15 protein-coding genes are annotated in these 12,659 nt (G+C 74.2%); 4 read left to right on the top strand and 11 right to left on the bottom strand.

Annotated features, from left to right (window positions below):
- Positions 1-83: 83 nt before the first annotated feature.
- Positions 84-302, top strand: a complete 219-nt coding sequence (locus tag FHS34_RS02805) for a hypothetical protein (RefSeq protein WP_184960168.1) — start codon at positions 84-86, stop codon at positions 300-302.
- A gap of 14 nt (positions 303-316) precedes the next feature.
- Here the strand turns inward: FHS34_RS02805 and FHS34_RS02810 are convergent, their stop codons facing one another.
- Complete coding sequence (locus FHS34_RS02810; RefSeq protein ID WP_184960170.1) at positions 317-994, bottom strand: TetR/AcrR family transcriptional regulator; 678 nt, start codon at positions 992-994, stop codon at positions 317-319.
- An 80-nt stretch (positions 995-1,074) separates the two neighbouring features.
- Here FHS34_RS02810 and FHS34_RS02815 point away from each other — a divergent pair, with 80 nt between their 5' ends.
- Both FHS34_RS02815 and FHS34_RS02820 read left to right on the top strand, forming a co-directional pair.
- On the top strand, positions 1,075-2,538 hold the full coding sequence (locus tag FHS34_RS02815) for an MFS transporter (RefSeq protein WP_184960172.1): 1,464 nt from the start codon (positions 1,075-1,077) through the stop codon (positions 2,536-2,538).
- On the top strand, positions 2,535-2,930 hold the full coding sequence (locus FHS34_RS02820) for a cupin domain-containing protein (RefSeq protein WP_184960174.1): 396 nt from the start codon (positions 2,535-2,537) through the stop codon (positions 2,928-2,930). Before FHS34_RS02815 ends, FHS34_RS02820 begins: the two co-directional genes overlap by 4 nt.
- 42 nt (positions 2,931-2,972) lie before the next feature.
- Here FHS34_RS02820 and FHS34_RS02825 read toward each other — a convergent pair whose 3' ends face one another.
- The 8 genes from FHS34_RS02825 to FHS34_RS02860 all read right to left on the bottom strand — a co-directional run bounded on the left by FHS34_RS02825 (position 2,973) and on the right by FHS34_RS02860 (position 10,797).
- Positions 2,973-3,449 (bottom strand): excalibur calcium-binding domain-containing protein, encoded by a 477-nt coding sequence (locus tag FHS34_RS02825; RefSeq protein ID WP_184960176.1) that lies wholly within the window; start codon positions 3,447-3,449, stop codon positions 2,973-2,975.
- A 167-nt stretch (positions 3,450-3,616) separates the two neighbouring features.
- Entirely contained in the window at positions 3,617-4,390 is a 774-nt protein-coding gene (locus FHS34_RS02830; RefSeq protein WP_184960178.1) for an SDR family NAD(P)-dependent oxidoreductase, read from the bottom strand.
- 75 nt (positions 4,391-4,465) lie between these two features.
- A complete protein-coding gene (locus FHS34_RS02835) occupies positions 4,466-5,050 on the bottom strand; it encodes a TetR/AcrR family transcriptional regulator (protein WP_184960180.1) in 585 nt (194 codons plus the stop codon).
- A gap of 41 nt (positions 5,051-5,091) precedes the next feature.
- A complete protein-coding gene (gene nirD / locus FHS34_RS02840; protein ID WP_184960182.1) occupies positions 5,092-5,442 on the bottom strand; it encodes a nitrite reductase small subunit NirD in 351 nt (116 codons plus the stop codon).
- A complete protein-coding gene (gene nirB, locus FHS34_RS02845; protein WP_184960184.1) occupies positions 5,439-8,045 on the bottom strand; it encodes a nitrite reductase large subunit NirB in 2,607 nt (868 codons plus the stop codon). Before nirB ends, nirD begins: the two co-directional genes overlap by 4 nt.
- On the bottom strand, positions 8,046-9,260 hold the full coding sequence (locus FHS34_RS02850) for an NAD(P)/FAD-dependent oxidoreductase (protein WP_184960186.1): 1,215 nt from the start codon (positions 9,258-9,260) through the stop codon (positions 8,046-8,048).
- 105 nt (positions 9,261-9,365) lie between these two features.
- The gene (locus FHS34_RS02855; protein WP_184960188.1) at positions 9,366-9,815 is read right to left on the bottom strand and encodes an iron chaperone; all 450 of its coding nucleotides are present in this window, start codon (positions 9,813-9,815) and stop codon (positions 9,366-9,368) included.
- A gap of 94 nt (positions 9,816-9,909) precedes the next feature.
- Positions 9,910-10,797, bottom strand: coding sequence for an NAD(P)-dependent oxidoreductase (locus FHS34_RS02860; protein ID WP_184960190.1), 888 nt, complete (start codon positions 10,795-10,797; stop codon positions 9,910-9,912).
- A gap of 99 nt (positions 10,798-10,896) precedes the next feature.
- Here FHS34_RS02860 and FHS34_RS02865 point away from each other — a divergent pair, with 99 nt between their 5' ends.
- A complete protein-coding gene (locus tag FHS34_RS02865; protein WP_184960192.1) occupies positions 10,897-11,241 on the top strand; it encodes a winged helix-turn-helix transcriptional regulator in 345 nt (114 codons plus the stop codon).
- 27 nt (positions 11,242-11,268) lie between these two features.
- On the opposite strand, the gene FHS34_RS02870 is transcribed toward FHS34_RS02865, so the two are convergent.
- Both FHS34_RS02870 and FHS34_RS02875 read right to left on the bottom strand, forming a co-directional pair.
- Positions 11,269-11,922: a class F sortase gene (locus tag FHS34_RS02870; RefSeq protein WP_184960194.1), complete on the bottom strand. Its 654-nt coding sequence runs from the start codon at positions 11,920-11,922 to the stop codon at positions 11,269-11,271.
- A gap of 124 nt (positions 11,923-12,046) precedes the next feature.
- Complete coding sequence (locus FHS34_RS02875) at positions 12,047-12,595, bottom strand: hypothetical protein (RefSeq protein ID WP_184960196.1); 549 nt, start codon at positions 12,593-12,595, stop codon at positions 12,047-12,049.
- Positions 12,596-12,659: the final 64 nt, after the last annotated feature.

A 12,659-nucleotide genomic window follows, 5' to 3' on the forward strand; every position in this document is an offset into this window, starting at 1 on the left:
ATGCGCAGACGCGCCACTGCCGCCGCCAGCGCCGCCGCCTTCAGCACCGTCCTGGCCGTTGCCGCTCTCGCGGTACCGAGAACGTGCCCCTCGTCGGGCACCAGGTGCTGCTTCAGTACCGCAAGGGCACGAGCGGCGCCTTCGTCACGCTGAAGAAGGTCAGGACCGACCGCGACGGCTGGGCCACGGCCACCGTGAAGGCGACGGCGGACGGCGCGTACCGCTACGACTTCGCGGATACGAGCCTCACCCGGGCCACGACCGGCAGTTCGCGGAGCGGAGGACCGTCACCGAGGCCCTGAGGCGTGGCGGAGCGCTATGCCGGGGTGTGGCTCAGGAGCCCGGTCAGCAGCGCCCGCAGGCCCTGTTCGTAGGTGTCCTCCGCCGTGAGGGGGGTCCAGCGGGGGGCGGCCCGGGACAGGAGGGGGAGTTCGGCCGGGTCGAGGGCGGCGAAGACCTGGTCGCGGTAGGTGGGGCGGTCGTCGGTGCTGCGGCGGCGGGCCGAGGTCGCGTGGACCAGGATCTCGCCGGCCGTGTAGTACCAGATCGTGCGGTATCCGCGCACGGCCTCGTCGAGGCTCAGGCCGCTCTCCGTCAGTCCGGCGACGATCTGTTCCACGAACCAGAGGGCGGACGTCGACATGAGGTCGTCCGCCGTCAGCACCTCCACGATCCAGGGGCACGCGGCGAGCACCTCGTGGATGGCCGTGGCGGCGGCGAGAACGCGGTCGCGCGGGTCGGCGGGTGGCGGTTCGGGGCGCCGCAGGGACCGGGCGGCGTGGTCGTCCAGCAGCAGGAGGAGCAGTTCCTCCTTGTCGCGGACGTGGTGGTACAGGGCCATCGGCGTGCTGCCGATCTCCGTGGCGAGCCGGCGCATGGTCAGCCGGTCCGCGCCGTCCTCCGTCACGATCCGGCGCGCCGTCCGGATGATCTCCTCGCGGGAGATACGGGCGGGTCGGCCGGTGGTCTTGCGAGGGGCGGGCGGTCGCGGCATGGGCCCATCATCCCGCAGGCGGCGGGGACTTCGGACGGCGGGTGTCGACATCGGGGAGGACTCCGCGCTACTTTTCTTACATGTATAAAAACTTACGCGGCCGTCCGGCGGCCGTGCTGGCGGCGGCTGCCGTCGCCCAGTTCGTCGTCGCCCTGGACATGGCCGTCGTCAACGTCGCCCTCCCGGCGATCCGCTCCTCGCTCGGATTCGCCCCGCTCGACCTGTCCTGGGTGGTCCACGTGTACGCGCTCACCTTCGGGGGGTTCCTGCTGCTCGGCGGGCGGGCCTGTGACCTCTTCGGCCGGCGCCGGCTGTTCGTGGCGGGGCTGGCCGCCTTCGGGCTCTGCTCGCTCGCGGGCGGACTGGCCCAGGAGCCCTGGCAGCTGGTCGCCGCCCGCGCGGGGCAGGGGGTGGGCGCCGCCGCGACCGCGCCCGCCGCGCTGGCGCTGCTGACCACCACGTTCACCGAGGGCCCCCGGCGGGTCCGCGCGCTGGGCGTGTGGAGCGCCGTGAACGCCGCGGGCGGCGCGCTCGGCGTGCTGGCGGGCGGGGTGCTGACCGAGTACGCCGGCTGGCGCTGGGTGATGCTGATCAACCTGCCCATCGTGGCGGCGGCGCTCGTCCTGGTGTACGCCGCCGTGGCCGCCGAGCCCCGGCCGGTACGGCGTGAGCGGCCGGACCTGCTCGGTGCCGTCCTGGCCACCGCGGGTGTCGGGCTGCTGGTGTACGGGGTCGTCCGGACCGACGTCCGGGGGTGGGCGTCCGCCGCCACCTGGGGGACGCTCGCCGTGGCGGGCGTTCTGCTCGGCGCCTTCGTCGCCGTCGAAGCCAGGTCCCCCGCCCCGCTGCTGCGGCTCGGCCTGCTGCGCAGCCGCTGGGTCGCCGGCGCGAACCTGGTGGTCTTCCTCGCCGCCGCCGGACAGTTCACCGCCTTCTACTTCGTGTCCCTCTACCTCCAGCAGGTCCTCGGACTCGGCGCGGCCGCGACCGGTGCCGCGTTCCTGCCGTTCTCCGCGGGCCTGGTGGCGGGCACCGTGGTCGCGACCCGCGTCACCGCCGCCCGCTCGCCCCGCGCCTCGCTGGTCACCGGTTCCCTTTCCGCCACCGCGGGGCTGGCCTGGTTCGCCTGCGTCAGCCCGCACGGCGGCTTCCTCACCGATGTGCTCGGACCGTCCCTGCTCACCAGTGTCGGCGCCGGGCTGGTGCTGGCGCCCGCGGCGGCCGCCGCCACCACCGGTGTCCGCCCCGGCGAGGCCGGCATGGCCTCCGGCGTGCTCAACAGCGCCCGCCAGCTCGGCGGGTGCGTCGGGCTGGCCGTCCTGGCCACGGTCGCCGCGCACCGCACCGGCACGGCCGCCGACCCCACCGACCCCGCCGCGCTCACCAGCGGTTACGCGCTCGGTCTCGCCCTCACCGCGGCCCTGTTCGTGCTCGCGGCGGCGGTCGCGGTCGGCGTGCTGCCCGCCCGCCGGCCGGCCGGCATCACAGCAGCCCCCTCGGCGACGCCCGCCGAGGAACCCCGACTGGAAGGAACCCCGTCATGACCCTCACCCCCGTCGACCTGTTCGGCTCGGCGCTGCGGTTCCGGCCCGACGGTGACGTCCGGGCCGGTGCCCGGCGGATGACGGACGGCGAACCCGGCGTTTGGCAGCTGGCCACCTTCCATGTGGAGACCGACGCCGACGTGCACGCCGGCCACTGGGAGACGCACCCCGACGGCGAGGAGGCCGTGTGCTGTCTGTCCGGCGGTGCGCGCCTGTACTTCCGGCCCGCCATGGAGGGCGGCACGGAGGAGATGGTGCGGCTGCGGCCGGGGACAGCCGTGATCGTGCCGCGCGGCCGTGCCCACCGCATCGAACTGGACGGGCCCAGCGACCTGATGTCGATCACCCGCCGCCGCGGCACGCACCAGCAGCCACGTACCCCCACCCCCTGACCACCGAGACCCGACCCCGCCCGCCTCGCGGGCCGGCCCGGGCTACTCGCAGGCCACCCCGTCCCCGTCGCGGTCGAGATGGGCGGCGTAGCCCGGGTCGCCGGCGTACAGGGGCGTGACGCCGGCGGCCCGGGCCTCGCTGCAGTTGGCGTAGTAGGCGCTGCCGCTGCCGCCGGTGCCGCTGACGTCGCCGTTTCCGTAGGCGGAGGTGTCGTCGTCGGCCGCCGGCTGGGCCGTGACGGTCCGGGTGACCTTGACCGTGCGGGTCCGGGTCACGGTGGGAGCGGGCCGCGGGGCCGCCGTCTCCGTGGCGGTCGCGGTGGCCGTCACGGTCACCGTCGGACGAGGGGAGGCGGCCGTCGGCTCGGCGTCGGACGAGGGGCTCCCGTCGGCGGCGCCGATGCCCACGCCGACGAAGAGGGCGAGGCCGAGGGCGGGCAGCACGTACCGCTTGCGCGCCCATCGAGGGGCCCCGCGGGGGGCCGGCGGCATGGGAGGCGAGGTGTACGGGTTGCTCATGGCGTCCCCCCGGACGGTGGTACGGGTCCCGGACGGGATCACGTGCCGACGACCGTAGTGCCGAGTCACCGCCCGTGAAGGAAAGGTGACGGATTCGTGATGATTGGCCAGAGGCCGGGGCGCGGCCGGGGCGGAGCGGTCCGGGATCGACTGACGAGGAGGCGGGCTCAGGCCGTGGCGCCGCCGTCGACGACCAGGTCCGCGCCGACCACCGAGGCCGCGTCGTCCGAGGCCAGGTACAGCACCGCGGCGGCCACCTCCGCGACGGTGGAGACCCGCCCGACCGGGCTCTCGGCGCGCATGCGCGCGGCCCGGTCGGCCTCCGTCTCGCCGTCCTTGAAGGACATGTCCGTGGCGGTGGGGCCCGGGCTGACGGCGTTGACACGCACCCCGTCGGCGATGTGGTCCAGGGCGGCGCCGCGGGTGAGCACAGAGACGGCCGCCTTGCCGGCGGCGTAGGCGGCGGTGCGGGGCAGCCGGCTGTGCACCCCGATCCGGGAGGCGATGTTCACGATGGCGCCGCCGTTCGGCTGGGTGCGCATCTGGGCGATCTCGGCCTGGAGGGCGAGGAAGATGCCGGTGACGTTGACGTCGAGCATCCGGTGCCAGTCCTCCTCGGCCAGGTCGCCCACGGTCTGCCCCCGGCCCTCCAGGACGCCGGCATTGTTCACGGCGACGTCCAGGGAGCCGAAGCGGTCCACGGCGGCGGTCACCAGGGCCCGCAGGTCCTCGGCGCGGGAGACGTCGGCGGTGACGGCGAGCGCCTTGCCGCCCTCGCCCTCGCCCTCGATCAGCGCGACGGTCTCGTCGAGCGGCTCACGGCGCCGGCCGGCGACGACGACGTGGGCACCCTCCCGGGCGAACGCGAGGGCGATCCCGCGGCCGATGCCGGAGCCGGCGCCGGTGACGAGAGCGGTGCGGCCGGAGAAGCGGTGCGTCATGATGATGTTCCCTTTTCTTGACCGATCGGTTCAGTTTAGAGGCGAGAGAAAGGCGCCTCCGGGGAGGCGCGTTCCTCAGTCCAGCAGGGCCAGCGCCTGTTCGGCCGCGTCCCGCACCCGGGCCGGGTCCCCGGACGCCTTGCCGACCACCCGCAGTCCCTGCAGCAGGACCAGCAGCATGCGCGCGAGGGCCAGTGGATCGCGGCCGGCGGCCAGCTCGCCCTGGGCCCGGGCGCGGACCAGGGCGGAGTGCAGCAGCGTCTCCAGGGTGTCCCAGCTGTGCTCCACCCGGCGCGCGGCGTCCCGGTCGTGCGGGGCCAGTTCGACCGCCGCGTTGGTGACCATGCAGCCCTGGCCGCGGGTGGTCTCGGCGGTGGCCTCGGCCGCGAACCGGCGGACCAGTTCGCGCACGGCGGGCAGGACCGGGCCGGGCCGGGACAGTTCGCGCGTCAGCCGCGGGTTCTGTGCCTGCCCGTACCGGTCCAGCGCCCTGAGGTACAGCTCGTGCTTGCTGCCGAAGGTGGCGTACAGACTCGCCTTGCCGATGCCCAGGTGGGTCACCAGGTCGGCCATCGACGTCGCCTCGTAGCCGCGCCGCCAGAACAGCTCCAGGGCTGACTGCAGCGCGGCGTCGGGGTCGAACTCCTTGGTCCTCGCCATGTCCTGAAGCCTAGGCTTACTGGAACGATCGGTCAAGATATTTAGCGGGCCCGCACCTCGTACACGGCCACCCGCACCGACGCGTCGTCCAGGCACTGGCCGTCGGCCAGGTCGAAGCGCTGCTTCAGCAGCGGGGACGCCACGAACGGGCGGCCCAGGTGGCTGCCGGTCAGGCCGCGGGAGAGAACGGCCGCGCCGGTGAACGGGTCGATGTTGTCGACGGCGAACAGCCGGTCCGAGCGGTCACGGAAGACGGCCACCTGGCGGCCGTCCGGCAGCAGGGCCGCGATCCCGCGGCCCGGGACCAGCGTGCTCAGGTCGCAGACGGTGAACCAGCCGTCCGCCAGCTGGAGCTGGACCTTCAGGTCGGTCGTCTCGAGTGCCAGGGTCATCGCTGGGCGCTTCCTTCCAGGACGTCGTCGGCGGGCCGCAGGCCGATGGCCAGCAGCGGCAGGTCGGGCTTGATCTGGTCACGCTCGGGGACGAAGGAGACCACCGGGTCCGGGGTGTCCGGGGCGTTCACGAAGGACACGAACCGGGCCAGTTTCCCGGGGTCGTTCACGGTCTCCGCCCACTCGTCGCGGTAGTGGGCGACATGCGCCCGCATGAGCTTCTCCAGCTCGTCGCAGATGCCGAGCGAGTCGTGCACCACCACGTCCCGTACGTGCTCCAGGCCGCCCGGGATGCGCTCCAGCCAGGTGCTGGTGCGCTCCAGGCGGTCGGCGGTGCGGATGTAGAACATCAGGAACCGGTCGATCAGGCGGACCAGTTCGGCGTCGGACAGGTCCTGGGCGAGCAGGTCGGCGTGGCGCGGGGTGGCGCCGCCGTTGCCGCCGACGTACAGGTTCCAGCCGTTCGCCGTGGCGATCACCCCGAAGTCCTTCGACTGGGCCTCCGCGCACTCGCGCTGGCAGCCGGAGACCGCCGACTTCAGCTTGTGCGGGGAGCGCAGCCCCCGGTAGCGCAGCTCCAGGTCGATCGCCATGCGGACCGAGTCCTGCACGCCGTAGCGGCACCAGGTCTGCCCGACGCAGGACTTCACCGTGCGCAGCGACTTTCCGTACGCGTGTCCCGACTCGAAGCCGGCGTCCACCAGCCGGGCCCAGATCAGCGGCAGCTGCTCCACGCGGGCTCCGAACATGTCGATCCGCTGACCGCCGGTGATCTTCGTGTAGAGGCCGAAGTCCCGGGCGATCTCCCCGATCACGATCAGCTTCTCGGGGGCGATCTCCCCGCCGGGGATGCGCGGCACCACGGAGTACGAGCCGTTCTTCTGCAGGTTGGCGAGGAAGTGGTCGTTGGTGTCCTGCAGGGCCGCCTGCTCGCCGTCCAGGACGTAGCCGCTCGCGCCGATGGCCGGGGCGAGGGAGGCGATGATCGAGCCGACGGCCGGCTTGCACACCTCGCAGCCGTCGCCGCCCCGGGCGCCCTCCCGGCCGTGCCGGTCCAGCAGTTCCCGGTACGACGTGAGGCGCAGGGCGCGCACGATCTCGTACAGCTCCTCGCGGGTCTGCGCGAAGCAGCCGCACAGGCCCTTGTCGACCTCGACGCCGGACGCCTCCAGCTCGGCGGTGACCAGCTGGCCCAGCACCTTCACGCAACTGCCGCAGCCGGTACCGGCCCTGGTGCACTTCTTCACCTCGGGCACGGTCGTGCAGCTGTGCTCGGTGACCGCGCCGCGGATCGTGCCCTTGCTGACGTTGTGGCAGGAGCAGATGACCGCGTCGTCCGGCAGCGCGGACGGGCCGAGCGCCGCTCCCGCGCCGGCTCCGGCGGGCAGGACGAGGGACTCGGGGGAGACGGGCGGGACGGAGCCGGTGAGCGCGCGCAGGGTGCCGTACGCCTCCGCGTCGCCGACCAGGATGCCGCCGAGCAGAGTGCCGTCCGCCCCGATGACCAGCTTCTTGTACAGACCGGCGCGGGAGTCGGAGTAGACGACGTCCAGGCAGTCCGCGGCCGTGCCGTGCGCGTCGCCGAAGGAGGCGACGTCCACGCCGAGCAGCTTCAGCTTGGTGGACAGGTCGGCGCCGGTGAAGGACGCCTCGTCGGCCGCGATGGTCGCCGCCGCGGTCTCCGCCTGTTCGTAGCCGGGCGCCACCAGGCCGTACACCCGGCCGTCGGCGGCCAGCGCGCACTCGCCGATCGCGAACACCCGCGGGTCGGTGACGGTGCGGCACTGCTCGTCGACCGCGATGCCGCCGCGCTCGCCGACCGTCAGACCGCAGTCGCGGGCCAGCTGGTCGCGGGGGCGGACACCGGCGCTGAACACCACCAGGTCGGTGGCGAGTTCGGAGCCGTCGGACAGCTTCATACCGGTGACCGCGCCGGAGGCGTCCGTGACGACCTCCTGGGTGCCCACACCGGTGTGGACCGACAGGCCCATCTCCTCGATGGTCCGCAGCAGGGCCGCGCCACCGCCCTCGTCCACCTGCACCGGCATCAGGCGCGGCGCGAACTCCACGATGTGGGCGTTCAGTCCGAGGCCCTTGAGCGCGCCCGCCGCCTCCAGGCCGAGCAGCCCGCCGCCGACGACGGCACCGGTGGACGCGTTCTTCGCGTACTCCTCGATCGCCAGCAGGTCCTCGATGGTCCGGTAGACGAAACAGCCGGCGGCGTCCTTGTTCGGCACCGGCGGCACGAACGGGTAGGAGCCGGTGGCCAGGACGAGGACGTCGTAGTCGACGACCAGACCGGAACGGGCGGTCACCCGCCGCGCCTCGCGGTCGATCGTCTCCGCCGGGTCCCCGACCCGCAGCTCGATGCCGTGGTCCTCGATGAACCCCCTGTCGGTCAGGGAGAGGTCCTCGGGCGTCCGGCCCGAGAAGTACGAGGTGAGCTGCACGCGGTCGTACGCCGGACGCGGTTCCTCGCCCAGCACGACCACGCGGTGCGTGGCGGTCAGGCCGCGCTCGGCGAGCGCTTCGAGGAAGCGCTGGCCGACCATGCCGTGGCCGACGAGCACGATCGTGGGGGTGGCCCCCGGGGTGGCGGTCATTCAGGAGCCTCCATCGTTGGTGAGCAGGTGGAGCAGGGGACCGTCGTCGGGGAGCGGCTCCGCTCCCTCCCAGGCGCGGGCGAGCGTGCCGACGGTGCCGAGTTCGCCGACGAGGACCCCGCCGACCAGGCGGTCGTCGCGGACGACGACCTTGCGGTAGGTGCCCCGGGTGGCGTCGGCGAGCCGCACCACGTCGTCACCGGGGCGGGGCTCGGTCTCCCCGAACGCGGCGAGGTCGAAGGGGGCGTCGGAGCCGGTCAGGGTCAGCCGGGTCAGGGAACGGGTGCCCCGGTAACGGGAGCGCGGGTCACCCGCGAGCAGCCCGGCGAGCGCGTCGGCCTGTTCGAGGGCCGGGGCGGCCAGTCCGTAGACCGTGCCGTCGTGCTGGGCGCAGTCGCCGACGGCGTGGATCCGCGGGTCGGAGGTGCGCAGCTCGTCGTCGACGAGGACGCCCTTGCGGACGGCGAGGCCCGCCTGCTCGGCGAGACCCGTGCGGGGCCGTACCCCGCAGGCCAGGACCACGAGGTCGGCGTCCAGGGCGTAGCCGTCGGCGATCTCCACCGAGCGGACCGCGCCCCCGGCGCAGCGCACGTCCCGCACCCGGCACTCGGTGTGCACCTCGACGCCCAGGCCGGTGAGGTGCCGCAGCACCAGGCGGGAGGCGTCCGGGTCGAGCTGGCGCTCCATGAGCCGCTCGGCCTGCTGGGCGAGCACCACCTGGGCGCCGCGTACGGCCAGCGCGCGGGCCGCGGAGACCCCGAGCAGCCCGCCGCCGATGACGACCGCGCGCACCCCCGGCCGGACCGCCTTCGCCAGGCGCAGGCAGTCGTCCATGGTGCGGAACGCGTGGACGCCCTCGGGAAGCCGGCGGTCCGGGCCGAACAGCCCGCGCAGCGGGGGCAGCACCGGGTTGGAGCCGGTGGCCAGGACCAGCGTGCCGTAGCCGATCGGGGTGCCGTCGGCGCAGGTGACGGTACGGGCGGCCCGGTCGATGCCGGTGATCAGGGTGCGCCGCAGGCCGGCGGGCGGCGGGAGGGCGATCACCTCCGGGGCGTACCGGCCGGCCAGGACCTCGGCCAGGAGCACCCGGTTGTACGGCGCGTGCTCCTCCTCGCCGACGAGCAGCGCGGGCACGCCCAGCTCGCCGAGCCGCCGGGCGAGCCGCACGCCCGCGAGGCCGGCGCCGATCACCACCACACGCGTATCCGAGGTCATGCCCCGAGCGTGCGGCCCCGACGTTACCCGGCGGCATCACCTCTGTTTCCCAGGAGGAACGCTGCCCTCAGCGGGCGGCGGCCCGGGGTGTGAGGGCCGGGCGGCTCAGTTCACCGCCCGCTCGACGAGCGCGGCGATGCGCGCCTCCACCTCGGGTGTCACCTCGGTCAGGGCGAAGCCCGTCGCCCACATCGCGCCCTCGTCCAGCCGCGCCGGGTCGTTGAAACCGAGCGTCGCGTAGCGCGCCTTGAACTTCGCCGCGCTCTGGAAGAAGCAGACGATCTTTCCGTCCAGCGCGTAGGCGGGCATCCCGTACCAGAGCTTCGGCGCGAGGGCCGGGGCGGTGGCGGTGACGACGGCGTGGACGCGCTCGGCCATGATCCGGTCCGAGTCGCCCATCTCGGCGATCTTCGCGAGCACGTCCCGCTCCGCCTCGGCCGCCTTGTCCGCGCGCGAGGTGCGGCGCGCCGCCGTCTTGAGCTCCCGCGCGTGCTCCTTCATCGCGGCCCGCTCCTCGGCCGTGAACCCCTCGTACGTGCTGTCGGTGCCACTCATGCCAGGTCCCCCCGTAGATCTCGATGTACGGCGACTCGGAGGGGACCTTACCGGCGCTCGCCGACAGCGGGCCCCGGAACGGACGGAGGGGCGGTCACCGGCTCCGCAGCAGCTCCACCAGACCGCTGATGTCCTCCTCGCCGTGGCCGTCGGCCAGCCGGCGGCGCATCAAGTCCAGGAACGGCGCGAGGAGTTCCGTGCTCACCCCCTGTTCCGCGGCCGTGCGCAGCAGGGTGCCGCTGCCCGCGACCTGCATCGCCAGGTTGGAGACGACCGCGGAGGTGTGGTCGCCGGACCGCAGCCGTTCGGCCGTGCCGTGTGCCGAGCCGGCCATCGCGTTCAGCCAGGGCACGAGCAGTGCGGCGAGGTCCTTGGGTGCCACGTCCGTCCCGCGCAGCAGCGCGAAGGCGTGCGTGATCCCCGCGAACATGCCGTACATCCCGCTCAGCAGGGCCACGTCCAGCAGCGCGGCGAGGCCGGGGTCGGCGCCGGCGTACTCGGTGCCGGCCGGGACAGCGAGCGTGTCCCGGTGCTCCTCGAACACCTCCGGCCGGCCGCTGTAGAGCACGAAGGCGCCGGGCGCGCCGATCATCGGCGGCACGGCCATGATCCCGCCGTCCAGGAGGCGGGCGCCGCGCTCCTCGGCCCAGGCGGAGCGCGCGCGGGCGTCGGCGGGGGTGCCGGTGGTGAGGTTCACCAGGTCCCGGCCGGCCAGTTCGACCCCCTCCAGGGCGGCGCCCACGGAGGCGTCGTCCAGCAGGCAGACCACGACGAGCCGGTTCGCGGCCACCGCCTCGGCCGCGCTCGCGGCCGCCACCGCTCCTTCGGCGGTCAGCGCGGCCGTACGTTCCGGTGTGCGGTTCCAGACGGTCAGCGGGTGCCCGGCGGCGAGCCAGGCCCGCCCGAGCGCGGTGCCCATGGCACCGGTGCCGAGCAGGGTCAGAGGGGTGCGGGGGAGAGGGGAAGGGGAGTTGTCGTTCATGGCGACTAGGCTCGCCCGGGGAACCGCCGCGCAGAAGTACGCACTTCGAAGTGGGTGGTTTCCGGCGGGAAAGCGTGCGGGTCGAGGAGGGGGAGCAGCATGCCGGTGGGGCGGCGGCCGGGGGCGTACAGGTGCGGGACCGACGCGGCGATGGACATCATCGACGGCAAGTGGAAGGTGTCGATCCTGTGGGCGCTGGGCGAGGGCACCCGCCGTTTCGGCGTGCTGCGCCGGCAGCTGCCGGGGGTGACGGAGAAGGTGCTCGCCGCTCAGCTGCGCGAGCTGGAGGCCGACGGCATCGTGCACCGTGAGGAGTACGACGAGGTTCCGCCCCGCGTGGAGTACTCGCTGACCGGGATCGGGATCCAGCTGAACGAGGCGCTGGCACCGCTCGGGCTGTGGGGCGAGAAGCACGTCCTGGGCGGGGAACGGGCCCCGCACTGAGGGCCGGCGACGGCCGCGTGCCGCGGCTCAGCGGCTCCCCGTCAGCCGGGCGAACACCACCACGTTGCCCTGGTAGCCGGTGGCCTTCGAATAGCCTCCGCCGCAGGTGATGACGCGGAGTTCGGGGCCGGGGGCCGCGCCGTACACCTTCTCGTCGGGGAAGTCGCGGGCCGAGTACACCTCCACCGCGTACACGGTGAACAGGGCCACCGTGCCGTCCTCGCGGTCCACCTCGACGCGGGCGCCGCGCTTGAGCGCACCGAGGTCGTAGAAGACGGCGGGTCCGTCGGCGTTGTCGACATGGCCGGCGACGATCGCGGTGCCCGTCTCCCCGGGCGTGGTGCCGGCCTCGTACCAGCCGGCCAGGTTCTTCTCCTTGGCGGGCGGTGCGTCCAGGCTGCCGGAGCGGGTGAGGGCGAGACCGGTCAGGGGCGCGTCCACGCGGATCGCGGGGATGCGGACACGGACCGGCACGGACGGCGCGAGACCGGGGGCCGCGCGCCGCGCGCCGCCCGGGTCGGGGCGTCCCTCGGCGGCCGTCGGCTGCGGTGGGGCGTGCGTGCCGGTGCCGTCCAGCAGCCACACGCCCGAGCCGAGGGCCACGACGGTGACGGCGGCTATGGCGGTGTCGCCGAGCCGGGCGCTCCGGCCGCGCCCGGCCCCCCTGGCGCTCCTGCGCATACCAACCCCTCTCCCGGAAGACGGCCCCCCTTCAAGGCACCCTCCCCCTCCGGGCCGCGAGGGGCGTCGGACCCGGAGGGGGCGGGATGTGCGGTACCGGCGGACGGACAGCGGAGGGTGTCCGTCAGATCCCGTCGCCTCTCGCCCGGCGATGCAGGAGCCAGGTACCGCCCGCGGCGGCGACGGCCAGCGCCGCCACACCCGCCGCGGTCTGTACGGGGTCGTGGCCGAGTCCGCCGCCGACCCCCGTCTTCACGCTTCCCCGCGGCTGCACCTGTTCGTGCGCCGCGCTCAGTGCCACCACCAGATCGCCCGACACCTGCCGGTCCCCCTCGGCGCACCTGGCGACGATCTCGTACGTCCCCGGCTGCGCGCTCGGCGGCACCCGGAACTGGCCGATCGCCTCTCCCTCGTGCGTGCTGGGCGCCAGCGTGAAGGTGCCGGCCCCGACCGCGCCCGCGTCACCGGTCGCGGCGCCCGGGTCCCCGCACGCGGCCGTGTTCACCGTGACCTGTGCGCCGGGCGTCACGGTGGACGGGTACACGTCCAGGCGGCCGGACTGGGCGGCCCGGGGGCGGGCCGCCGGGCGGTCCGCGTCCACGGCGGCGTGGGCGGGTGCCGCGGCGGCCACGGCGAGCGCGGTACCGGCCAGGAGACGGGCAGTGCGTCGCATGGTGCTCCCCAGAGCTTGTCCGACTCGTCCAGGGGTGCGCCCCTGCCCTACCGAGATAAGTGGC

It is taken from the genome of Streptomyces echinatus (genome assembly GCF_014203595.1).
Lineage (GTDB): Bacteria > Actinomycetota > Actinomycetes > Streptomycetales > Streptomycetaceae > Streptomyces > Streptomyces echinatus.